Source organism: Paenibacillus lentimorbus NRRL B-30488 (assembly GCF_000411595.1).
Classification (GTDB): Bacteria; Bacillota; Bacilli; order Bacillales; family Bacillaceae; genus Bacillus; species Bacillus velezensis.
On the sequence record NZ_ANAT01000033.1, the window covers coordinates 55,201 to 79,754 of the forward strand.

Sequence of the window (24,554 nt, forward strand, 5' to 3'; positions counted from 1 at the left end):
TATATTAAAGAAAGTCAACAAACTTATCTCTGAATTTCATATGAAGAAGTGAACCGACTGTTAACAGCAGCAGTGTGACGAACCAGAAATACAGCGTGTATTTCACATCATGGAAAAACCACTGCCCTTCCATAAAGCTGTCTCTGAAGCCCTCGATAATATAGAAAAGAGGGTTTAACTTCAAGATGGTCAAAACTTCAGGTCTGTTTCCAAATTTCTCCGCAATGTCCCAGAAAATCGGCAGAAGAAAAAAGAGAAGCCTTGTGACGGCTTGAAGCAAAAACTGATAGTCCCTGATTAATACGCTGATGGTTGAATTAAACAGGCCGAAAGCAAACATAAAACTGATCATGCAAAACAAGTAATAAATATATTGCAGCCAGTGAAGCGTCGGAAACAGTCCGTTGCTCAGCAGCACAATAATATAAATCGCCATCATCACAAAATAACTGAATAAATTCGATGCTATCACTACAGAAGGCAGTGAACTGATCGGAAAGTTCATTTTCGACACTAAATTTATCCGTTTAAAAACGCTGTTAGATGCATCCAGTATCGTCGGACTGATAAAGAACCAAGGAATTAAGCCGGCCAGCATCCAGACGATGAACGGTACGCTGTCTCCATTTCCAAGCACCATATCATGTCCGCCGCGAATCCCGAGACCAAATACGAACCAGTAAGCCAGCATTTGAATCATAGGGTTGAGAAACTGCCACAATATACCCAAATAGTTCACTTGATACTTTGATTTCGTTTCGTACACTGCAAGCCGCATAATCAGCGGAAATGAGTTGAATTGCTCTTTCAGAATTTTTACCAATGCATTCATTCTAATCTTCCTTAGTCGTAAGTTTTAGGTAATAGCTTTGACTTACAAAAGCACCGCTCATAATTGTAACAGATTACGATGTATTTTTCACTTCATAACAAGCCCGAGTCCCATGAGCGCAACATGCCGTCACTTAAGCAAAAAAGCATAATTAACGTGGTTAAATTATGCTTTTTTGCACTTATTTACTTGTCCCCGAAAATCACTTTTACGGCTTTTTCAGACGATTCTCCGGTTTCTAAATAACAGAACTTCTCGTAAAAAGGCCCGAACGAATCCGGAAGCTTATAATCATCTGATTCCGTTTCATTGACCCATTTGATAACGTCGCCTGTTTCTTTGACAAGCGGGCCGGGCGCTTCTTTTTCAAAGTCAAAGTAAAACCCTCTGAGTTTATCCCGGTACGTTTCGATATCAGGCACATAAAACAGCATCGGTCTTTTCAGATTCGCATAGTCAAAAAAGACAGAGGAATAGTCCGTTATGAGTAAATCAGAGACCATATACAGCTCACGGATATCTTCGTAGCTGGAGAAATCATACGCGAATCCTTCATACGGTCCGAGATCAAAGTTTTCCGCCACGAGATAATGCATCCGTAAAATAATGACATAACGGTCGCCGATCGCTTCTCTCAATTGGTGAAGGTCTAAATCAAGGTCAAACTTGTATTTTCCCTTCTTATAAAATTGGTCATCCCGCCATGTCGGTGCGTAGATAATCACTTTTTTATCTTGCGGAAGATTCATTTTTTCTTTCAGCGCTTTGATGACAGAAGGGCTGTTATCCGTTTGAAGGAAGTCATTCCGCGGATATCCCGATTCAATCATGGTTTTATTAAACTGAAACGCCCGGGCGAATATTTCGGTTGAATATGCGTTCGGTGAAATCAGGTAATCCCACTTTGAAGCCTCTGTCGTAAAGTTGCGCTTATATTTTTCAGTGTTTGTTCCGGGCATATGCACTTCATCCATATCTACGGCAAGGCGCTTTAAAGGCGTGCCGTGCCATGTCTGGACATATGTCGTATGCTCAGGTTTCGGAATCCACAGCGGCATACGGCTGTTGACAACCCAGTACTCGGCTCTTGCCATGGCAAACAGCCATTTGAACGTAAAGCGTTCGATATAAGGAATTCCTTTATCTTTAAATGTCTGTGAGTAAGCGGGGTTTACACTCCAGCAGAGACGGTATTCCGGCATCTCTTTGCTCATGTATTCATAAATCGCCCGCGGGTTGCAGCTGTACTGTTTTCCGGCAAAGCTTTCAAACATGACAAGTTTCTGTTTGACAGGCAGTTTTCCTGCAAATCTGAATCCTGCTTTATAAGTGTTTTGTATTCTTTTCTCAATGAACTTTTTCAGCTTATTCTTTCTCTTGCGTACAAAGGAAGCGCCCCGTTTCAGCTTTCCTTTCACAAAATACTCCACGCGGGTGCTGAAGCTGTAATCGTTCATTCTCAGGTGGAGATTTTTCGTTTTCTTTTTCGTGAAAACGTGAAATCTGGCAGGCCCTTTTTCCGTTTTAAGAATCGTGAATTGGTTAGGGTTTACATGTTCAGATTTCAGAACCTTTAACGGTTTGCTGTTGGTGATAATCTCTTCACCTGTCCCGGCATCTTCAAAAATGAATTGAATATGGAATTGAAAGATGAGCTGCTGATTCAATTCTTTATAAACGGCATTCAAATCAATTTTTGTATCAAAGCCTATCGTGTCAAGCATCGTTGTGTCCTGAACATATTCATCAAGGTCGTGTCTCGGCACGTCGTGAAGCGGATACTTCAGAATGAGAGGCTCCTCTTCTTTTCCTTTTTTCATTTTCAGAATCAGGTTTTTTCTTTTATCTTTAAGGTTTCTGCCGCATTCAGCCGGAATGCAAAACCTTTCAGATGTAAGCTGCCGTCAGATTCGAGCTCCATTTCATCAATCCGCGTGACGAACTTTTTCTGCAGCAGCTTTAAGGAGAAATTCCCTTTCTTCGTCGTGTAAGGGAAAAAGTACATATGATGAGCCTCATCTTTATAAGAAGACAGTTCAATAGGTTCAAGGCTGGATTTTAACCGTTTTTTACTGATATCACTGTCATCATTGATAAAGGAGACATAGAAATCCAGACATCCTTTGCCGTCCGTATGGTCAGATAGCAGATCCGTGCTCATGACAGCATGGTACTCTCCGCCCTCTCCGGCCAACCGTTTCAGAGGGACGGAAAGTTCCGCTTTTGTTTTACGATTTATAATCTGAAGAGAAGGCTCTTCCCCTGCAGTGACATTTTCACAGGATATCGTAATGCTGAATGTCTCTTCCTTTATGTTAAGATGTTTTAACTTGTATCTGACAGGATTTTCTATACCCATAAAATAAGTCTACTCCTCTGTTTCAATTAAACATATCCAATCACAATCATCATTTTGTTACTTTCAGTGAAAGGTTCTCCTTCACCGTCCGGTAGAATTGATATTGCAGTCCGTTCGCTTCTGCCGTCACCTTTTCACCGTCTTCTCTGTTTAACATGACACGTTCATAATCGTTATAAATGACATACATAATATAACCGCCAAGTCCGACTTTTTCAATGTCACTTAACGGGATTTCAAGGACGTACCGCCCGTCTCCCAGTGACTGAACCGGAAACTGGTGGTGTACTTTCATGTTATCTCTGTGCTGAAACTGAATATATTGGGCATTATTTCTGTCCTGTCCGAACAAGCGGAACGTAACGGTGAATTTATGATCGGCGAACACCGCGCTTTCCGTTTCTCCGTGCATGCGAAGTTCGACCAGTTTATTTTCTTCATCCGTCAGCGGGCTTTCTAAATAAGCCAGTCCGTCTTTCGTCACGATGTTTTTATCGGGCTCTTTTTTGGACCAGCGGAACAGCTTTTCGACCTCATCATACCGTTTTTGAGTCAGCAGACGGTAGGCTGTTTTATGAATCGGATGAAAAAATGTCTCGGAAATATCGTATTTCGTCTTCTTTAACACATTCAGAATTTCATTGAATTTATTGTAGTAGGCTTCTTTGTTTTCGCTTTTCAGGAAGTGCATCCGATCGAAAAGCCGCGTAATGGAATCGAATTCGATCAGGCGGTTCATCGCCATCTTCTCTTTTTCAGTATCTAATTTTTTGTTCAGAATATACTTCATTACGGCTATGTTCGTGTCGGTTTTTTCCATTATATTGGTCTGCTTTGTCAGCGACTCATTATTGTCCATTCTGTTCAGATAATAGACCGGTTCGGTTGACGTTGAAATATCTCCGCACGCCAAAAGAACATCCATAAAAAATTGCTTATCTTCAGCAAATTTCATTTCCGGATATCTGATATCATTATCTTTTAGAAATTGTAAGTTCATCATTCTTGCCCGCGGGCCCAGATGATAGAAAATATGCCGGATTGAAAAAGGCGATACCTTCGCTCTGTTCAGCGAAGACTCATGTTTCCCGATCGTTTTTTGACCGTTCACCTGCATTTCGATCGTTTTTCCGACCGCATAATTTACATGATCTCTTTCAAGCATGTCGAATAAGATTTTAACTCCGTTCGGCGCAAACCAATCATCCGCATCCAAAAATGTAATGTACTTCGCATTTGCCAGCTCAATTCCCAAGTTTCTCGGATAAGCCGGAGTTCCCGTGTTGTCTTTCAAAAAGACGACTGTAATATTTTCATACAATTCGGCGTACTCAGTCAGGATGTTTCTGGAATCATCAGTAGAGCAATCATCGACCAGAATTAAAGAAATATGCTGAAAGCCGATGTTTTGAAGGATCACTGAATCAACTGTTTTCCTTACATATTCTTCTGCATTATAAACAGGAACGACTACCGCTACCTTTTTCTCTTCCGCCAATGCTTCTTTGTTTAAAATGGTATATTCGCGTTCTTCTACGGACGGCTTGGACTCTTTTTTATTCAACTTAAAAAAGTTACTAAGATTCATCTTTAAATTCTCCTCTTATTGTCTAGCTTTTTTTCAAAAGCGCATAACAAATATAGCGAAAATAACCTTATATTACAAGAAGTACTCCCTATCCGGAGGGAGTACTTCTTTATCATCTGTATATCCGAATGTTTCAATTACACCCCGGCAATTTCTTTTTTAATCTGTGTGGTGGAAATGCCTTCGGTTCTAGGGAGATAGATGACTTCGCATTGATCTTTAAGGAAATCGAATTTGCCTTCCCAATCGTCTCCCATTACGAACACGTCGATGTTGTGATCTGCTACGTCACGTACTTTTTGATCCCAGCTGTTTTCCGGAATGACTTCGTCGACATAACGGATCGTTTCCAGAATCAGCTTTCTGTGTTCATAGCTGTGGTAGGCCTTTTTTTGTTTTTGCAGGTTAAACTCGTCTGTTGAGATGGCAACAACTAGGTAATCTCCAAGCTGCTTTGCGCGCTCAAGCAGTTTAATATGACCCCAATGCAGTAAATCAAACGTTCCGTAAGTAATGACCTTCTTCATGAAACAAAAGCTCCTTTCTATCATCATACGTATAACAAGCAACTGCCCTGAAATGCTGCGCAGCTGTATCCTTAATCACTAAAGTGCCAATTTCGTACTCATGGAACCTCATTATATCACATAGCCCTGAAAAGGTTAAGCCAATGTAAAACGAAGTTAAATTCCACTTATTAACAAATGTTATTACAATAGGAGTTTAGCAGGGTTTTTGCGCGGTTGATTAAAGAAATTGTTATCTTATTTATATTTTTGTAAAACTATTGTTAAGTTTATCTGAAGGTATTATGTTAAAATAAAGCTTAGCCTAAGTCACGAAAAAATGAAAGAAAATCCCGTACAAAAAGGAGGACGGCAGATGCAGACTGAAATGGTGCACAACCTTTCTTATGTTAATGGAAATTTACAGGAGTTTATTTCATATTTAGACACTTATTATATCGCACAGAAGCAAGGAGCCGTCATTGCGACGGTCAACCCTGAGATCGGATATGCTGCGGCGAAAGACAAAGGTTATCATCAAGTCATTTCTTCCGCGGATTTCGTCCTGCCGGATGGTATCGGCGTCGTGTTAATGTCACGTTTGACGCAGCACCCGCTGAAATCAAGAATTGCGGGATTCGATGTGTTTCTGTCGCTGCTCGGTCTCGCAAACCGGCAGTCTAAAAAAATATTTTTATACGGAGCTAAGCAAGACGTGCTTGACGCCGTTTTGAACCGGATCGGCAAAGAGTATCCGAATATTGAGGTTGTCGGAGTCAGCAACGGTTATGAAGCGGATAAACGCTTCGTCGCCAAACAGATTTCCCGGGCGAAACCCGATCTCGTGTTTGTCGCCTTAGGATATCCCCATCAGGAACAATTTATTTATGAATACAAACATCTTTTCCCTCAGGCTGTATCGATCGGTTTGGGCGGAAGCTTTGATGTGTTCAGCGGAACGGTGAAACGCGCCCCTGAATGGATGATCAAAACGAATCTGGAATGGCTGTACAGACTGGTGACGAATCCGTGGAGATGGAAAAGGATGCTGAACATTCCGAAGTATGCTTTTACCGTTTTGAGAAATAATAAATCAAATAAAAGCCTGTATTCCAAGCAGGCAGAAGATCAAACGAAACAGCTTTAAACAAATAAAACAGCAAAAGAGATTGGTAATCTATGAACTTGCGATCTTTATTCGCCGCTTTTTATTCTATATATCTGTCTGTTCTCGGCGTTTTGTTCAAGCCTGTAAAGCCCAAGAACCATCTGACCCTGCTGGTATCTTTTGAAGAGAATGCACAGGCTCTCATCCGCTCTTACAAAGCGCACGCTGAATCGCTTTCTTATGAAATGACGGTTTTGTATACGAGACACGCCGTCAGTCTGAAAAAAGAGCTGGAAGGTCTCGGCTCTTTTTATCTGAACGAAAAACATCCGCTGCATCTTTTGAAGGCGGTTTTGATCCTTTTTAAGAGCAAAGCGGTGATAACGGATAACTATTTCCTCATGACAAGCGTATTAAACCGCCGGCCGCAAACGACATGCATTCAGGTATGGCATGCGAACGGCTCTTTGAAAAAGTTCGGCCTTGAGGATGTGACGAATCAAAACCGTCCGGCATCAGATATCAGCCGTTTTAAAAAAGTGTACCGCTCGTTTGACTTTGTCACCGTCGGTTCAGACGCGATGGCTGACGTTTTTAAAAAGTCGTTCGGCATACGGGACGGCCAGCTGTTAAAAACGGGTGTCCCCCTGACTGACGTGTATTATGAAGAACACAAGCCCGAACTGAAGCACAAATGGCCGAAAAAAATCATCCTGTACGCACCGACATTCAGGGATTATGATATGCAGTCCTTTCGGCTGCCATTCACCGAAGAACAGCTCACAAACGCGTTAAACGGAGAGTATATGCTGCTTGTAAAGCTTCATCCTGCCGTTTTGCATCATATTTCGGCTTCGTTTGAAAGCGAATTGATCAAGAACGTGTCTGACATGCGTCTTCATGATCTCTTGAAAGCGGCTGATATTTTAATTACGGATTACTCTTCCGTGCCTTTTGAATTCGCGCTCTTAAATAAACCGATTTTCTTTTTCACGTATGATCTGGAGGAATATGATCGAAAACGCGGTTTAATCGACAATTATACTTCCGTCATTCCCGGAAAAGCTTGTCATGACAGCGAAGCTCTTCTGGAGGAAATGACGAAAAAGCCATTTCGTGCAGAAGAAATGAAGCGGTTCTCGGACAAATGGAATATGTATTCAGATGGGAATTCGAGTGAAGCGTTATTAAAATTTGCGGAAACAAAAATGAAAAATTGCGCTGAAGCACCTGCCTGAATCTGAGGCGGGTGTTTTTTGCATGAAGAAAGGGCTGAAGCATACACTTCAGCCCTTTTTTTATACTTTCATATACACGGGAACATCATAGTAAAGCGTATAGTCATCCAGCAGTGAGTATAAGCTGTACATGCGGTTTACCTGCTTATACGCCCAGCCGATGTCTGTCGCATACTGATGAGCCGCGACTGGAGACCATCTCATTTTATACAGCGTATCCTGCTCGTATGAAGGATTGTGAATATAAGACGCACCGATAAATTGGGCTCCGCCGATAATCGCGGCTTCCGGAGTAAACCAGCCTTGCTTATACGCGTATTGTGCACCGTAGTAATTCGGGTTGCTGTCATAAGCCCCGATGCCGTACATGTTGTAAACCTTTTTACCATTATACATAATGCCGTTCGCAAGCTCTGACGTGCCATTGCCCGTTTCAAGCAAAGCATGCGAAATCAAATACACTTCATTGATGCTGTATTTGCCGGCGGCTGTAATAAAGGCCTGGCCTTTTCCTGTCAGTATTCCTTTATTGACCAGCACTTTTTGATTCAGTTCCGATGCGTTCAGTCCGGCTGTCTGAGAGAGCTTCAGAAATTGAAAGTAATACTTGCTGTCTTGTGCGAAGTGAGCCGGATTGACGTACTGCCCGACTTCGTCACTGCTGGCGTTTCTCCAGCCCATGCTGAGTTTGGCCCAGCCGTTTGTCTGGCCTGTGATGCTGACTTTATCGCCTTTTTTCAACTGCCCGATAATATTGCCGGAGCTGACTTCCGGAGTTGACCGGACGTTCAGGACGTCGGCTGTGACCGTTCCGGAGGCCGTATTGATGTACGTAAGCGATGCATAAGCCGCGGCATCAGTCTGCGGGCTGACCGTCATTTGTTTTTTGACCATATCTGCCAGCGAGATGTTGTAATTGGTATTCATGATTTGCGGTCCGTTTTTATTTTCAGAATAGCCATCGTCCATCCGTACAGCTTTTTCAGCTTTTGGGAGGCGGCGTCCGCTGACTGCGCTCCCGTGAATTGATCGCGAATGCGGAGTTCATAAACCGGATGGCTTTCACTCGTATAGCCGGCCTGTAATTGTTTGGCGCTGAAAAAGCTCATGCTTTTATTTAAAACGGTTTTACTGCTGAATGTTTCGGTTTTGATGACGTACTGTGCAGAGCCGGTTTTCCCCGTCTCCTTCACAGTGCCGGCCGCTTTGTTTTGCTTGAAAAAAGCAGTCACGCGGTCAATGTCTTCCTTCTTAAGCAGCGGTGCCGTTTCAATTCTGAATTGTGTATACGCCGCTTCACCTGTTTTCTGTGCGGAGGCGGATACTTTTTTCCCTTTGAAAAAATCCAGCGATTGATTGATCTTTGCCGTATCAAGCAGTGATTCGGTTGTGACTTGGTACGTTGTGTCCGTCTGCTTGGATATCGTTTTTGAAATGGCAGTCAGTTTATATCCCGCCAGCAGATTCAATCCTTTTTTTATCTTCGACTGGTCTGCCGTCTGCTGAGAAAGCAGCTGATATTTGTTTTCTGCTGTTTTTCCCGCCGCTGTTCTTGCCGTCTTTACATGCTGCTGGCGGAAAAACGCCTCCGTTTGATCTGCCTTTGCAGCGGTAAGCTGCCCTGCCGTGATCCGGTAAACGGACACTGATGCTGTCTTTTTGACAGGCGATGCGTCGCAATGCCATTTTTTCTTTTTAAAGAAAGCTTGCACGCTTTGCAGCTGCTTAGCCGTCAGTCCGCTCATCACGGCCGTGTAATTATTTTTCTTGCCGGCTTTTTGATAGCTTCCGCTGACGCCCGTATTCTTCTTGATTTGGGTGATAGCATTTTGTACGGCGCTTACTCCGTTAAAATATCCTGACTGCACATTATACACAGTTGCTGTTTTGCTTTGGGCATACTTTTGAACGTTCCCTTTGACGCCCGTTTTCTGCTGCAGCTGTTTCACTAAACCTGCCGCATTATTTGCATTTGAAATGTCAGAGGCTGTCACGGTGATATTCGGACTGGCCTTTGCCGTGACTTTCAGCGACGATTGCAATCCTGTTTCCTTTTGAAAATCAGTTTGAATCTGAGCGGCTTTTTGATCGCCGGAGATTGTTCCCGATTGGATCTGAAACCGGGCTGTTTCCCGTTTGATCTGACGGTATGACGCTTTCACGCCCGTCTGCTTCGTCAACCCTTGCGAGAGCGCTTTTGCATCTACATCGGCCGCCATCTCAGAAGTCACGACCTGCATATACGGCTGTTTTGTCCCCGCCGGCTTGACGGCGCCGGTCACGCCCGTTTTTTTCGTCAGTTCGGCAAGAAGATTTTTCGGCTGCCGCTCGTCTGACAGAACGCCTGATGTGACGGTCACGTAAGGCTGTTTGCTTCCGCTTGCGCTGTAAGTGCCGGCCACGCCCGTCTGCTTTGTAAAATCTTTCAGCACGGTTTTCGCATCCGTTTCATCGTGTAAGCCTGAAGCTGAGATTTGATAAGTGAGCGGCGCATTTCCGGCTTTCTTTGCGTCAGCCTGCCACCCCGTATCCTTTTTCAATTTCGCTGCCGCTTGAAGCGCCTCGTTCTCAGAAGCAAATTGCTGCTTCGTTTCCAGCTCGTAAACGGAGTAGTCGCTGTATGCGGCATCGGCGTGCTGTGTAACGGTGCTAAAGACAAGGAAAACGGCGGACAATAACATAGGTGCAACAAATCTCTTTTTCATTCCTTCTCCTCTTTCTGATTCAATTGGTTTCTATCAAACTAGTTTATTTATCGGCCGGCCTTCTTCATTTTTACAGAGAGAAATCACCCAGTTTTCCAAATAAAAAAAACTTAATCCCAGAGCTGGGATTAAGTTTGGTTTTATATATGAGAAACGATGATCGTGCAATCTCCGTTTATCGTAAAGTCAGGCATCTGATCCGGCAGTATGAAATGCGCGCCTTTTTCAAGCTTGGCGGACTTGCCTTCAAAGATAATGGAGCCGCTTCCTTCTGTGACGCTGCACAGCATAAACGGAGCGTCCTGGGTCATTTCCGCCGTCCCGCTGATATCCCATTTGTATACAGAAAAATATTCTCCCTGCACAAAGGTTTTAATGGTGACGCCTTTTCTCGTTTCAGTTGATTCATCCAAAAATCCGTCCACATGAGGAACGGTGGCGGCGTTGACGGCATCGCGGATATGCAGCTCACGCGCCCCGCCGTTTTGATCTGTACGCCCGTAATCATATATCCGGTAGGCGGCGTCTGAATTCTGCTGTATTTCCAGCACGAGCGCCCCGGCGCAAATGGCATGGATGGTTCCGCTCGGCACATAATAAAAATCGCCGGGTTTGATCTTCACGCGGCGCAGCAGGCCTTCCCAGTCACCGCTGTTAATCATGGTGACAAGTTCCGCTTTCGAACGGGCCGTATGGCCGTATATGATTTCCGCATTTTCTTTACAGTCAATAATGTACCAGCACTCAGATTTCCCCGTTTCGCCCTGTCCATGCTCCTCGGCGTCATAATCGTCAGGGTGGACTTTAACGGACAGATGATGTTTGACGTCCAGTATTTTCGTCAGCAGCGGAAACCGGTCCCCTTCCGTTCCGCCGAATAATTCTCTATGCTGATCCCACAGTTCCATCAAGGTTTTCCCTTGATACGGACCGCTTTTGACCGTGCTCATTCCGTGCGGATGGGCTGATATCGCCCAGCATTCGCCGGTTGTTTCTGAAGGTATGTCATATCCGAATCGTTCGCGTAATAACGTGCCGCCCCATATTTTTTCTTTACATACAGGCTGTAGAAAAATCGGCTCTTGCGTCATGTTCGTTCCCCTCCCCTTAAAAAGCGGCTCATATCCCATTCCCCCTGTGTCTTTTTTAAAACACGGAGGGAGCCGCGGTTTAAACAATATGTATAAAATGGCTGACCTGCTCATTATACCATTCGGATGGGGCGGAATGCTCAGTCATTTCCTATTCCAGAATAAAATGCCTTGTTTGTCGCAAATTAAAATAACTGATGGAAAGGGGGGAACATTATGACGATACATGCGGAGCTCGGCAAAAACCTTGAAGCGCTGAAAAAACGGATCGGCCAAAGCGATGACATGATGTTTTATTCGTTTACGTACGGAAACGGCAAATGTGACGCCTGTCTTATATATATAGACGGACTGACCGAGAATCAATTGCTTGCGGAATATATTATTTCGCCCGTGCAGGCGGCCGCCCTGCATCAAGAGGAACCGGCTGAAATACCGCCGTCATCCATCTCTTTCGGCTATCGTCACACCCGGCTTTCTTCACTTAAGGACGCGGAGGCAGACATTTTTTCCGGCAAATCGGTTTTGCTGGCGGAGGGATGGGAGGAAGCCCTTTCGTTTGAGACGGAAACATTTAAAATGCGTGATATTGAAGAACCGGCTTCAGAAGTGCTTGAACGGGGGCCGAGGATAGGTTTTGTCGAAAAGCTCCGAACGAACACGGCGCTTTTGCGCGAGCAGTCCGGTGATCCCAACCTCCAGATCAAAGAGATCACACTCGGCGAACGGACAAAAAAGCGGATCGCCGTTGCTTACATTCGGGATATTGCGCCTGATGATGTTGTAAAAGAAGTGATGAAAAGACTGGATTCGATCACCATTGATGACATTCCGGAATCAGGAACGATCGAGCAGCTTATTGAAGATAACACGTATTCCATTTTCCCGACCGTCTTGACGACCGAACGGCCCGACCGGGTTATGGGCGCTCTTTTGGAAGGAAGGGTCTCCATTCTTGTAGACGGAACGCCTTTTACCCTTTTGGTGCCGGCTACCATTGATGAATTTATCCACTCACCTGACGATTATAATCAGCGGTGGGTTCCGGTTAACTTTCTCAGGCTGCTTCGGTATACATGCATTTTAATCACGATTTATTTACCCGGCCTTTACATATCGCTCGTTACGTTTCACACGGGGCTTTTACCGACGAGAATGGCGGTGACGATTGCCGGAAGCAGATTGAATGTTCCGTTTCCCCCTTTTGTTGAAGCGTTTATTATGATTTTTACGATTGAGATGATCAGAGAAGCCGGACTCAGGCTGCCGAAGCCGATCGGACAGACGATCGGCCTGATCGGGGGCGTGGTGATCGGGCAGGCCGCCGTTCAGGCGAACATCGTCAGCGCGATGATGGTCATTATCGTATCCGTTACGGCATTGGCTTCTTTTACGGCGCCCTCCTATGCGTTCAATTTTCCGCTGAGACTCATCCGTATTTTTTCGATGATTTTGTCGGCGATATTAGGTTTATACGGACTGATCATGTGTTATCTGCTTGTCGTCGGCCATCTGATGCGCCTGAAAAGCTTCGGCCAGGACTATCTTATTCCGATCATGGCGCAGCCGGGACAGGACTTAAAAGATACGATCGTCAGACTGCCGACGCCTCTTTTGAAAAAACGGCCGACCAGAAAAGAGACGAAAGATAAAATCAAGCAAAGGTGATCACCATGAAAAACCGGAAGACAAGCTGTCGTTTATGCAGACACTTCTCATGGTAAGCGGAACAATGATCGGAGCGGGCGTGTTAACACTGCCGCGCTCCGCCGCAGCAGCGGACAGTCCGAGCGGATGGATCATTATTCTTGTGCAGAGTCTCGTGTTTATCGGCATCGTCCTGCTCTTTATGCCGTTTTTGCAGAAAAACAGCGGGGAAACCATTTATGAGCTGAATCAAAGCATCCTGGGCCGCGCCATCGGTTCTCTTCTGAATTTATTCATCAGCTGTTATTTTGTCGTCACCGTCTGTTTTCAAGCCCGTTTTCTCGGTGAGGTCATCAATTACTTTTTACTGAAAAATACGCCGATGGGTGTCGTCATATTCATCTTTCTGGCGGTCGGCATCTACCATGTGACCGGCGGGGTCTATCCCATTTCAAAACTCTATGCCTATCTGTTCCCGATTGCGATCGTCATTCTGATTGTGCTGCTCATATTCAGCCTGAGACTGTTTAAGCTGGATTTCGTCCGCCCGGTCATGGAAGGAGGCTACAAAAGCTTTTTTGAGCTGTTTCCGCGGACCCTTCTGTATTTTTCAGGACTTGAGGTGATTCTTTATCTGGTGCCGTTTATGAAAAATCCGAAGCAGGCGAAAAAGGCTGCCGTCTTCGGCATCGCAGGCGCAGGCTTATTTTACAGCTTTACGCTGCTTGTCGTAATTGGCTGTATGTCGATCGCTGAAGCCAAAACGGTGACATATCCGACCATTTCCCTGATTCACGCCTTGGAAATCCGCGGTATTTTCATCGAAAGGTTTGATATCTTTCTTTTAATTACGTGGACATGCCAGCAGTTCACCTGTATGCTCGGTTCTTTTAAAGGAGCGCATCTCGGATTAAACACCATTTTCAAACTGAAAATAAAACAATGCCTGGCTGCTGGGGGGCTTATTGGCAGTGACATTCGGCCTTTCAATGTACCCCGATGATATCAACAGTGTGTTTGCATTCGCGAATATTCTCGGATATGCGTTTTTTGCCGTCATTATGATTCCTTTTCTCATCTGGTTTGTCAGCTGGATGAAAAAAATAGCCGGGAGGAAACAGACGTCATGACACATTTCGTAAAATGGGCGGCGGCGCTTTTCATACTGATGACGCTTTCAGGGTGCTGGGACGCGAAGGAAGTCGAAAAGCTGTCTTTCGCCCGGGGGCTGGCGATAGACGAGACGAGTGACCGCCGATATAAATTAACCTATCAAAACCTGCTGCCCCAAAGTGAAAACAGCCAGGCTTCCGGCCGGCCCGTGTTTGTCAATGTGACGTCGCGGGGGGATACCATTCTTGAAGCCGTCAGTGAAGTCGCTTTAAAAGATCCGCCCGTTTACAGCGATCATTTAAAAGTGCTGATATTCAGCGACAAATTGCTGGCCGACCAAAATATACTGCAGATGATGAATCATTTTATCCGCGATGATGAATTAAGGCGGAGCAGCTATCTCTTCGCGGCAAGAGGCAAAGCGTCCGATATTCTGACGGAGCCGACGCCGAATCAGCAGCAGCCCATGCCCGCGGAAAAGCTGATCGACCTTACGAACAACGGCGGCTACAACGGGAAGATTTTAAAACCGCTCCGAATCGGGAGAGCTTCGATTTACTGCCATAATAAACTCAGTTTTCTCATTCAGGCCGTCAGCAATCAAAAAGGAAAACGGTGTATGACGGAGCGGCCATTATCAAAAACGGAAAACAAAACAGATTGGCGGGCTTTCTGTCATCATACGAAGTACAGAGCCTGAATTGGCTGATGGGGACGATACGGGGCGGCGTGCTGCCCGCTTTGGATAAAGGGGGGCATCCGATTACCTTCGAGATCAAAAAATCAACATCCTCCATCACCCCCCTGCTGAAAAACGGGAAGCTGTCATTTCATGTAGCGGTGAAAACAAAAGGCCTTTTGTCAGAGGATCAATATGCCGGAGAAGATTCATTCGATCAGCACTATTTAAACGGGCTGGAAAAGGTTTTCGAAAAAAAACTGAAAAGCGATATGAAAGAAGTCATCGATAAGCTGCAGAATCAATATGAAACGGACCCTGTATTCTTTTCTGACAGAGTCCGCATTCAATATCCCGACTATTGGAAGAAAGTGAAGCACCGCTGGGATGAGACCTTCTCCGAAGCGGCCTTTGACTATGATGTTTCCATTCAGATTACCAACTTCGGAACGATGGGACGGTAGCCTTCAGCGTGTTTTTTCGACACGAAGGAGAATTTGATAAATCCTGCTTTGTTCGGGCAGCTGTGTCACCGGAAATTGCATCGATTGCGCCATTCGTGTGATTTCCTGTAAAAACAGCTGCACCCGCTCATCCACGTGAACATACGTATAGGACTGCTTTTTCACGTCAAATGTCTCTTCCGGAAAGAGCGTGCGCACCGTCTGCGGCGTAAAAAACCGCAAGTGGGTGCGGTCGAGAATGCCGGCGTCTCTGTATGTCCAGTCACCGAGCAGAAGCGGGAACAGCGCTTCGGCGTGGGAAATATTCGGAATGCTGCAAACAATTGATCCGGCAGGCGACAAATAGGATGAGTACGTTTCAATGACGCGCCACGGGTCTTTTAAGTGCTCAAGGATGTCCGCGAAAATGATGCAATCAAAAAAGCCTTCCGGATAAGGCAGCTTCACTTTTTCGACATCTTCCTGCAGCACCGCTTCATAATGACCTTTTGCCGCTTGCGCCGCCAGCGGGTGCAGTTCTATTCCGTACAGTTCGCAAGGCTGTCTGTTTTGAAGTTCCAGCCCCGTAGCTCCCGCACCGCAGCCGACATCAAGTATCCGTTTCGCCTCCCGGGGAACGAGCTCCGCAATTTCCGGTCTCGGATGAGTAAAGTACGTAAAATCAGTGCCCCATTTTTCCGTAAAACGCTGGCGGTTCTCCGAATATAACTGATTGATATTGATATCCTGATTAGCCGTAAACGTCGCATGCCCGTGGTGATGCACAAAGGCATCGAGAGCGATGTGCAGGCTGTAGCCTTTTTGCAGGGCGCGCAGACATAGGTCATCATCTTCAAAAGAACCGTATCCGAATTGCTCATCGAACGGGCCGATGTCTTCAATGACGCTTCTTTTCACCAGAAGACAGAAGCCGACAAGGCGCAGCACCCGCTTTGTATGATGCTTTTCCCGGGCGCAATACGCCTCCGCGAATGACTCCAGCTCATCAAGCGATTGATACGCGTCATGGATCATTTGCGCGCCGCTGACATAGTTGCTGACGGGCCCGACCATACCGGTTTTTTCAGATTGATACAGCACCCTCAGCATGGAGGTGAGCCAATTTTTCGTGACCATCGTATCGTTGTTCAGAAACAGCAGATTTTCTCCCCCTGCCGCTTCGATTCCCTGGTTGCACCCCTTGGCGAACCCGAGGTTTTTTTCATTAAGGACGACTTTGACGTCAGGCAGATTTGATATGTATTCTCTCGTTCCGTCTGAGGAACCGTTGTCAACTATAATCAGTTCAATCTTATCTTTGTCGGTGTATCGTTCAATGCTGGCCAGACATTGTTTCGTCAGCTCAAGTTCATTATATGTAAGGATAATAATACTCGTTTTCACCGGCATCCCCGCCTTTATCGTGACTTTATACAACGTATGACATATCCCCGTCATTTATGTGACCGGGCACCCGCTCGGCATCCGTTTTGAGGGGCCGGTGAATAACCGCCCCCCTAAAACTGAATATTACGGATGAACTGTCCGCCGATTTGATTCTGATCCCGAGCCTCCGTTACGGCTTTTCAGATCCTGCTCAATTTCTTCAAGGCTTTTCCCCTTCGTCTCGGTCACTTTAAACCGGACGAACAGGAATGCCAGTATCCCGATCGCGGCATAAATGAGAAATAAATAGCTGATGCCGACTGCTTCCATTAACATCGGATAGGTTAATGAGACAATCAATGTTCCGGCATGCAGCATCAAAGTGGAGACACCCGTCCCGATACCCCGGACATGCAGCGGGAATAATTCAGGAAGCATGACCCACACGGCAGGCCCCCAGCTGACCGCAAACACAATGATAAACAGGCCTAAACAAATCACCGTTGTCCATGATGCGGCTGCTGAATGTTCAAAGAAAAGATTGACCGCGGCCAATACGAGCAGACTGATGACCATGCCCGCATTTCCAGCCAGCAGCAGCGGCTTCCGGCCGATCTTATCAATGACTTTAATAGCCGCAAGCGTCATGATGACATTGACGGCGCCGATTCCGACCGTTCCCAATATAGACGCGGAATTGCCGAACCCGACACTGGTAAATGTTTTCGGTGCGTAATAAATAATTGTATTTGTCCCGATGAATTGCTGCAAAAAGGCAAGTCCGAGGCCGGCAATCAGCGCGGGTCTCACCCACGGCTCAAACAATTCTTTCAAGCCGCCTTCGTTTTCCTTTTCCGCTTCTTTCATCTGATCAATCTCATCATCAATATTCTTCGTTCCCCGCAATGATGAAAGGATTTCTCTTGCTTTCTCTTCTTTGCCGATCGTAAACAGCCAGCGCGGGCTTTCCGGCATAAATAAGATTCCGATCAGCAGAATGACTGACGGCACAACCGCAAGTCCAAGCATCCAGCGCCAAGCGCCTGCATCGGCAAATATATAGTTCACGATATAAGAAACGAGGATTCCGACCGTAATCATCAGCTGATTCAGCGAAGAAAGCGCCCCCCGTTTATGCTTCGGAGCCAGCTCCGATAAATAGAGCGGGACGATCGTTGTAGATGTTCCGACAGCCAGTCCGAGAATAATCCGGAAAAGAACCATCACCCCTGTATTCGGGGCAAAAGCGACTCCTAAACCGCCTATACAAAACAGCAGCGCCGCTCCCATGATGGCCTTCCGCCTGCCGAACCGGTCGGTCAGTTTGCCGGCGAATCCCGATCCGAGAATCGCCCCCGCCAATAACGAACTGACGACGAGGCCTTCTGTAAAGGCGTTCAGTCCCAGTTCTTTTTTCATAAACAAAATAGCTCCGGAAATGACCCCGGTATCATATCCGTATAACGCGCCGCCGAGTGCGCCGAAAAAATAGAGCCATTTATTCGAGTGTATGCTTTTCATGTTATATAGACTCCCTTCATCCAACGCTGTATCCGCGCGGAATTGTTCTACTGCTTCTTTTGCCTGTTTCCGATTGTTTCAAACCTTCCGCACCGTTAATATCCATTATTTTACTGATTATTTTTTACAAAGCGCCGAAACATTTCCCGCTTCCTGCCGTCCAATATAATGTGAACCTGATGCAAAAATAACAGTAGATGTTGTCGAAATAGAGAGAAAGATTTAGAATTTTCTCATTTGCAGAGTTGCTCCAAGTCAACAATTATGGTACGCTTCACAAAGAATAGAAACGAGAGGTAATGATATGGAAGAACGATCTCAACGCAGAAAAAAGAAAAGACGCCTCAGAAAATGGGTGAAATTTGTACTGGTATTCGCCGCTTTCTTATTGGTGATCGCCGGTTCCGTCGGCACCTACGCATTTGTGAAATTGAATAATGCAACCAAAGAAGCGCACGTCAGCCTTGACCGCGGCGACCAGTCCGTAAAACGGATCAAAGAATTTGACCCGAAGAAGGATTCTTTCACCGTATTGCTTTTAGGAATAGACGCCCGTGACAATAAGGGCGAATCAGTAGATGACGCAAGAAGTGACGCCAATGTGCTCGTCACCTTCAACCGGAAAAAGAAAACAGCGACGATGCTCAGCATTCCGCGGGATTCCTATGTCAACATTCCGGGTCACGGCTATGACAAATTCGCGCACGCACATGCTTACGGCGGTTATAATTTAACTTATAAAACAGTAGAAAACATGTTTGATATTCCGGTAGATTATGTGGTTGAGAGCAACTTCGACGCGTTCCGCGATGTCGTCAATGAGTTGAACGGCGTTACGGTAAATGTGAAAAGCCAGAAAATTGCCGATCGTATTAAAGTCGATACAAAAGGAAAAGTCGTGCTGAAGCCGGGCGTCCAGACGCTTGACGGTGAGCAGGCACTGGCTTATGTAAGAACACGCAAAGCGGACACCGATCTGATGCGCGGACAAAGACAGATGGAAGTGCTGAGCGCCATTATTAAAAATCTAAATCGTTAAGCTCGATCCCATCTTATGACGATATCGTCGACAGCTTAGGGAAAAACTTGAAAATGAACTTATCTCTTAATGACGCCATCGGTCTGTTCCCGTTTATCACATCGCTGAAATCGGTGAATTCTTTGCAGCTGACAGGTTCAGACAGCTACATTTACACTCCTCAGTACGGCAAAAATATTTATTACTTCAAGCTGAATGAGGAAAACCTTCAAGAAGTAAAAACGAAATTAAAAAATGATTTAGACGCGTAAGATGTCACGGCGGGATTAGCAAATCCCGCCGTTTTTCTGTTGAAAAAAGGACATGAAGGTATAGCCTTTTAACTGACGGCTTTCTGCTGATTTCGCACAAAGCTGAACATACTACATGAAGCAGCTTTATTTTTAAGGAGGGCATCCATACATATGAAATTGATAGCCATTGACTTAGACGGCACATTACTGAATTCGGACAGTGTGATTTCTCCGGAAAACAGAGCGGCTTTACAAAGAGCGGATGAAGCGGGCATTCTCGTGGCCATCTGCACGGGCAGAGCCACGTTTGATGTAAAAGCGCTCTTAAAGGATTTGGATATTCCGATCATTGCTGCAAACGGCGGGACAGTCCATGACAAAGGATACCGCCTCGTCAGCCGCCTCTTAATGGATCAGCAGGCCGGAAAGGATATCGCCGCTTATTTAACGGACAAAGACATTTACTTTGAGGTCTATACAGATGATCATCTGCTGTCCCCGTTTGACGGCGAGTCCAAACTGCAGGCAGAACTGGACATTCTGAAAAGCGCCAATCCCAAGGAAGATATTCAGACATTATGGGAGGGCGCAAAGACGCAGTTCAAACAATTCGGCATTAAACCCGTACAGGATATACAGGCGATTTTTAACGGAGACGAACATGTTTACAAGCTTCTTTGTTTCTCTTTTGATATGGAAAAACTGAGAAACGCCAAAGAAGAAATTACACATCATCCGAAATTATCCCAGACATCTTCCGGAAAACACATTATCGAAATCCTCCCTGCCGGTTCCGGAAAGGGACGTGCTCTGACGGAGCTTGCCTCACTGTACGGAATTGAAAAACAGGATATTTACGCCATCGGCGACAGCCCGAATGATTTCTCCATGTTTGAAGCGGCGGGAAACCGCATCGCCATGGGCAATGCGATTGATGAACTGAAAGAAAAAAGCACGTATATTACAAAAAGCAACGATGAAAACGGCGTCGCATATTTCATCAACCGGCTTCTCGACAACAGGAAATAAAAGGTAAAAGCCAGGTCTTTCACGGCCTGGCTTTTCACGTTTCCCAAAAAAGAAATTTCCAAAATTGAAAATAAATTGTAAGATAAAGAAAAAGGAGTTTCATGATGTCGAATGCAATCGCTATTATAGGATTTTTAGCTTTTCTCTGCGCAGTCGGATACGGAATGTTTCATCTCATATGCAAAGCGGCAAAAAAGAAAAACATTTTTCAAAAAAGCTGTTTTGGCCTCTTCTCATCGGCGGATTTATCCTGCTTCTGACCGGTGCCTCCCTCGCAGAGCCGGACGCCTCGGCCGTGAAGGCAGAGGAGAAATACAGCACCCTTGATACCGCTTATCAAAAATTGACGAAGGAACACCAGGCGCTTGAGAAAAAATATGAAAGCATCAGTGCCGCGGCCGAAAAGGAGAAATCCGAAGCTGAAGCTGGCAACGAAGAAAAACTCAGCAAACTCAGCCAAGAGATAAGCAAGCTGAAAAAAACAAACAAATCACTCAAACAAGACAATGAGAAATTAAAAAATTCACACAAAAAGCTCGAAAAGACCGCTGAAACGCTTCAGTCAGAAAATAAAACTTTAAAGCGGCAGAAAGCAGAAACAAAATCCGAAAACGCGGAAACGGCGCAAAACAACGCCCCTTCCTCCGGCGGACATGCCGAAACGAAAGCAGCCGGCACCTCACAGGGATGCGACATTAAAGGCAGCCGGAACGGCATTTATCACACACCGGGAAGTACATACTATGACCGGACGACAGATCCCGCGGAAATGTTCTGTTCTGTAGAGGATGCGGTGGCGGCCGGATACAGAGCGCCGAAACGGTAAAAGAAAAAGACGTCAGAGACACTCTCTGACGTCTTTTTTTACGGAAGCCGGATGCCGCCCGCATATTTGTCCTTCCAATAAGCGCTTGTGTTCATATTTGTTATGGTAACGCCTGCGGACACGGTGACATGAATCACTTGTCCGTTCCCGATATAAATGGCCGGATTCAGGCTTTCCGCTTTAAAGAAGACCAGATCGCCGGGCTTCAGATCTTGTTTATCGACCGGAACGCCCGCCTGCATCTGCTTGTCGGCATAACGCGGCAGGCTGATTCCTTTCGCTTTTTGATAGATGTATTGAACAAATCCCGCCGTATCAAAGCCGGTTTCCGGTGAAACGCCGCCTTTCAGATAAGAAATTCCGATATGATCGGCCGCTGTGGACACAACGGGATTGTCTTTAGAAATGGCTAAATTGCTGAATCGGCGCACCCCTGTGAAATGTTTTTTCCAATAATCTTCCGCCAAGTAAGAAATGGTGACTTTTTCGGAGCGGCTTGCTTGGATGAACCTTCCCTCTCCCGCATAAATGCCCGCATGGGAAATTCCTTTTTTATACGTGTCGCTGAAATAAATCACGTCCCCGGGCTTTATGTCGCTCAGTTTGATTTTCTCACCGACCAGCCACTGCTGTTCCGCAGATCTCGGCAGGTAAATGTGAAGCTTGTTTTCAAAAACATATTGGACCAGCCCCGAACAGTCGAATCCCGCTTCAGGCGTGCTTCCGCCGAATACATACGGAATGTCGAGGTAACGGGCTGCCTCCTGAACGATCGGATCATCAGCCAGTTCCGGATCTTTTGTCATCCGCTTTGCGCCAAGATATAAATTCATCCAATAACTGCTTTTTTGAAAGCGTGTGACGGTTACGCCTTCTGACGGAGAACTGTGTATCATCTCTCCGTTTCCGATATACAGACCGTCATGGACAGGCGTATTTTGTGTTGAATCCGACTTTTTGAAAAACACAAGATCTCCCGGTAAAAGGTCATTTTCTTTGACGGCGGCTCCGACTTTCCATTGATCACTGACCGTTCTCGGCAGATGGATGTTCTGCCTGCTGAAAAGATAATGCATCAATCCGGACGGATCAAAACCGTCCTCAGGCTCTTCGCCTCCGTAAACATATTTATTTCCGACAAGTTTTTGCGCGTCTGAAACGATCAGGACAGAAACTTGAGAATCCGCTTCGGCAATTTCCGTTCTCGTTACTGCAGGTGCCACAAGACAAATCATAAGGCCGGCAAGGATGTACTTCCTCCAGCTTGTGAGCATGTTTTCTATTCACTCTCCTCATTTTTAGTAGTTTTTACATCGGTAACTTTTAACAAATGTTTAGGAGAGCACAAAAAAAAGAATGCCCGATATGGGCATTCTTTACTGGATTCGGAACAAACAATATGCCGGCAAGCGGAATCATGCGCTTATTTTGCGCCCGCTGTGTCCTCTTGCTGAATTTTTTTGCATTTCCGTGTCAATTTTTTGTTTTTCCTGATCTGTGAGCTGATCATTGTATTTAAACGCAGACATAAACATAAATACCATAATGATCGCGGCAAACGGCCATCCCGCTTTAATGATTTTCATTTGTTTTTCACTCCGCTTTCTTTTTTAAGATATCGCTGTGATCCACATCAAACGTTAATTTTCCATCCTTGACGCTCCACTTGAAATTCGATTCTTTCGTCAGTTCACGTACGATCGTTTTATGATTGATGCTGCCTTTTTTAACCGGTGCAGGCGTTGCTTCATGAATGTTCATCGGCGTGACTTCAAAGCGTCCCGTGCCGTTTTTCTGCAGATGATATTGAACAAGCGCCGTGTCTCTCGTTCTTGTCCACCCCTGGTCGAATACGAAGTTGCCCAGGCTGTAGAAAATAACGGTGCCGTGGTACATTTCGATCGGTTCCAGCACGTGCGGATGGTGTCCCACGATAATATCCGCTCCGGCATCTGACATTGCTCTTGCCAATTGGCGCTGTCTGTCATTCGGATCATTATCGTATTCCTGTCCCCAGTGTGTTTGAACAATGACAAGATCTGCTTTCTTTTTGGCTTTAGAAATCATCGGAATAAACAGCTCTGGATCGGCCGGAAGCACACCCGGCGCATTTCGTTTAGCTGCAAAGCCTTTTCCGGAAACATCAGTGAAACCCAGTGTTGCGATTTTGATTCCGTTTACATCTTGATAAGAAATGTTCTGCTCGGCTTCCTTCAGCGTGAGGCCCGCTCCGACAAGTTCAAGATTTTGCTTTGAAAACTCTTCAACCGTATCCCGCATTCCTTGAGGGCCGTAATCCATCGCATGGTTGTTGGCTGCCGTGAGAACGGTGAAATTCATGTCCTTCAATACTTTTACGGCATCTTTGTTTGACTGAAGGTGGATATTTTTTTCTGCTTCTTTGTAGTTCTTTTTATATGTAACCGGGTTTTCAAAGTTCCCCGACACATAGTCGGATGCTTCGAAGAATGGCTTTGCGTAACGGAAGACACTCTCCGTGCCTTTATGCTTTGTCACTTTCTCGACATTCCGGCCCATCATAATATCTCCGACGAATGAAGCTGATACAAGGTCATCGGCATTTCTTTTCACACTCGGCGTTTCCGCCTTCCCTGTCAGGATGCAGACGAACATCAGGCAAAAGACGATCGGCAGCGCGATAAAAACGTGAAGATTGGTCTTCTTTTTCTGCTGTTTGGTCAGCTTCAGCAGTTTTTCTTGAAAGCTTAATTGTTTTTTCATCGTTTGACACACCTTACATTAGATTAAGTAGTAAGCAAACATAATGGCAAAAGTTGCGCCGCTTAAGAACAGCGTGCTGGCGAATGTAATCGTTAATCCCTGTTTCTGAATGGTATTGGCGATCAGACCCGGTACGATGATACCGATTCCGCGGAATTCTGATATCTCAAACGGTACGATCGGGTAAAGAAAATCAAGGGCGATTTTTAAGCAGATTCCCGTTATCAGCATAGCTGCGAATTTTCTGCGTCCGTACAAAATCATAAATCTGGATAAACCGTATTTGACGATCACGTATGTAAGAAGACTCACTAACAATACGAGTAAAATAAAGACCGGCTGGTTAAAAACGAGCCCTAAATAACCCGGCACGACTAAACCGGCAGGTACGATACCTGTTTTTTCCGCGAAAATTAAACTGATTAACACGCCTAAAATAAGTGAAATGTATAAATCTGATCCGAACATT

Annotated in this window: 16 protein-coding genes and 5 pseudogenes; 8 read left to right on the forward strand and 13 right to left on the reverse strand. The window is 45.5% G+C overall.

The annotated features are described in order from the left end of the window. Positions 1–4: 4 nt before the first annotated feature. The 5 genes from D368_RS16795 to tagD all read right to left on the reverse strand — a co-directional run bounded on the left by D368_RS16795 (position 5) and on the right by tagD (position 5,306). The gene (locus tag D368_RS16795) at positions 5–832 is read right to left on the reverse strand and encodes an ABC transporter permease (RefSeq protein ID WP_003151365.1); all 828 of its coding nucleotides are present in this window, start codon (positions 830–832) and stop codon (positions 5–7) included. A gap of 185 nt (positions 833–1,017) precedes the next feature. Next, positions 1,018–2,652: a CDP-glycerol glycerophosphotransferase family protein gene (locus D368_RS16800; RefSeq protein ID WP_486129281.1), complete on the reverse strand. Its 1,635-nt coding sequence runs from the start codon at positions 2,650–2,652 to the stop codon at positions 1,018–1,020. A gap of 8 nt (positions 2,653–2,660) precedes the next feature. Then, positions 2,661–3,191, reverse strand: coding sequence for a hypothetical protein (locus D368_RS20305; RefSeq protein ID WP_486129282.1), 531 nt, complete (start codon positions 3,189–3,191; stop codon positions 2,661–2,663). Between the two features lie 49 nt (positions 3,192–3,240). Continuing rightward, entirely contained in the window at positions 3,241–4,779 is a 1,539-nt protein-coding gene (locus D368_RS16805; RefSeq protein WP_025853548.1) for a glycosyltransferase family 2 protein, read from the reverse strand. Between the two features lie 137 nt (positions 4,780–4,916). Further along, positions 4,917–5,306 (reverse strand): glycerol-3-phosphate cytidylyltransferase, encoded by a 390-nt coding sequence (gene tagD / locus D368_RS16810; RefSeq protein WP_003151361.1) that lies wholly within the window; start codon positions 5,304–5,306, stop codon positions 4,917–4,919. A gap of 355 nt (positions 5,307–5,661) precedes the next feature. Here tagD and D368_RS16815 point away from each other — a divergent pair, with 355 nt between their 5' ends. Next, a complete protein-coding gene (locus D368_RS16815; protein WP_128574998.1) occupies positions 5,662–6,432 on the forward strand; it encodes a WecB/TagA/CpsF family glycosyltransferase in 771 nt (256 codons plus the stop codon). A 32-nt stretch (positions 6,433–6,464) separates the two neighbouring features. Continuing rightward, positions 6,465–7,631 carry a CDP-glycerol--glycerophosphate glycerophosphotransferase gene (locus D368_RS16820; RefSeq protein ID WP_025853551.1) on the forward strand — a complete coding sequence of 389 codons (1,167 nt, stop codon included), beginning with the start codon at positions 6,465–6,467 and terminating at the stop codon, positions 7,629–7,631. A gap of 60 nt (positions 7,632–7,691) precedes the next feature. On the opposite strand, the pseudogene D368_RS16825 reads toward D368_RS16820, so the two are convergent. After that, positions 7,692–10,336, reverse strand: a pseudogene (locus tag D368_RS16825) (N-acetylglucosaminidase). Between the two features lie 140 nt (positions 10,337–10,476). Beyond that, positions 10,477–11,427 (reverse strand): mannose-6-phosphate isomerase, class I, encoded by a 951-nt coding sequence (gene manA / locus D368_RS16830; protein WP_101563122.1) that lies wholly within the window; start codon positions 11,425–11,427, stop codon positions 10,477–10,479. Between the two features lie 216 nt (positions 11,428–11,643). Here manA and gerBA point away from each other — a divergent pair, with 216 nt between their 5' ends. From gerBA to D368_RS16845, 3 genes and pseudogenes are all read left to right on the forward strand, one after another. Beyond that, on the forward strand, positions 11,644–13,095 hold the full coding sequence (gene gerBA / locus D368_RS16835) for a spore germination protein GerBA (protein WP_071392381.1): 1,452 nt from the start codon (positions 11,644–11,646) through the stop codon (positions 13,093–13,095). Between the two features lie 34 nt (positions 13,096–13,129). Beyond that, positions 13,130–14,204 (forward strand): annotated as a pseudogene (locus D368_RS16840) (GerAB/ArcD/ProY family transporter). After that, a pseudogene (locus D368_RS16845) lies at positions 14,201–15,330 on the forward strand (Ger(x)C family spore germination protein). Before D368_RS16840 ends, D368_RS16845 begins: the two co-directional pseudogenes overlap by 4 nt. A gap of 3 nt (positions 15,331–15,333) precedes the next feature. Here D368_RS16845 and D368_RS16850 read toward each other — a convergent pair. After that, a complete protein-coding gene (locus D368_RS16850) occupies positions 15,334–16,746 on the reverse strand; it encodes a glycosyltransferase (protein WP_128574999.1) in 1,413 nt (470 codons plus the stop codon). Positions 16,747–16,839: 93 nt separating this feature from the next. After that, the gene (locus D368_RS16855; RefSeq protein ID WP_025853557.1) at positions 16,840–18,216 is read right to left on the reverse strand and encodes a sugar porter family MFS transporter; all 1,377 of its coding nucleotides are present in this window, start codon (positions 18,214–18,216) and stop codon (positions 16,840–16,842) included. A gap of 304 nt (positions 18,217–18,520) precedes the next feature. Here D368_RS16855 and D368_RS16860 point away from each other — a divergent pair. From D368_RS16860 to D368_RS16870, 3 genes and pseudogenes are all read left to right on the forward strand, one after another. Beyond that, a pseudogene (locus D368_RS16860) lies at positions 18,521–19,506 on the forward strand (LCP family protein). Between the two features lie 153 nt (positions 19,507–19,659). Next, positions 19,660–20,517, forward strand: a complete 858-nt coding sequence (locus tag D368_RS16865) for a Cof-type HAD-IIB family hydrolase (RefSeq protein ID WP_039253610.1) — start codon at positions 19,660–19,662, stop codon at positions 20,515–20,517. 104 nt (positions 20,518–20,621) lie between these two features. Further along, positions 20,622–21,343 (forward strand): annotated as a pseudogene (locus D368_RS16870) (sunset domain-containing protein). Between the two features lie 38 nt (positions 21,344–21,381). Here D368_RS16870 and D368_RS16875 read toward each other — a convergent pair. The 4 genes from D368_RS16875 to pgsC all read right to left on the reverse strand — a co-directional run bounded on the left by D368_RS16875 (position 21,382) and on the right by pgsC (position 24,553). After that, complete coding sequence (locus tag D368_RS16875; RefSeq protein WP_025853559.1) at positions 21,382–22,617, reverse strand: C40 family peptidase; 1,236 nt, start codon at positions 22,615–22,617, stop codon at positions 21,382–21,384. A gap of 141 nt (positions 22,618–22,758) precedes the next feature. Next, on the reverse strand, positions 22,759–22,929 hold the full coding sequence (gene edmS, locus D368_RS20310) for an extrachromosomal elements maintenance protein EdmS (RefSeq protein WP_486129283.1): 171 nt from the start codon (positions 22,927–22,929) through the stop codon (positions 22,759–22,761). Positions 22,930–22,936: 7 nt separating this feature from the next. Then, positions 22,937–24,085, reverse strand: coding sequence for a CapA family protein (locus tag D368_RS16880; RefSeq protein ID WP_017418784.1), 1,149 nt, complete (start codon positions 24,083–24,085; stop codon positions 22,937–22,939). An 18-nt stretch (positions 24,086–24,103) separates the two neighbouring features. Further along, positions 24,104–24,553: a poly-gamma-glutamate biosynthesis protein PgsC gene (pgsC, locus tag D368_RS16885; protein WP_003151340.1), complete on the reverse strand. Its 450-nt coding sequence runs from the start codon at positions 24,551–24,553 to the stop codon at positions 24,104–24,106. Position 24,554: the final 1 nt, after the last annotated feature.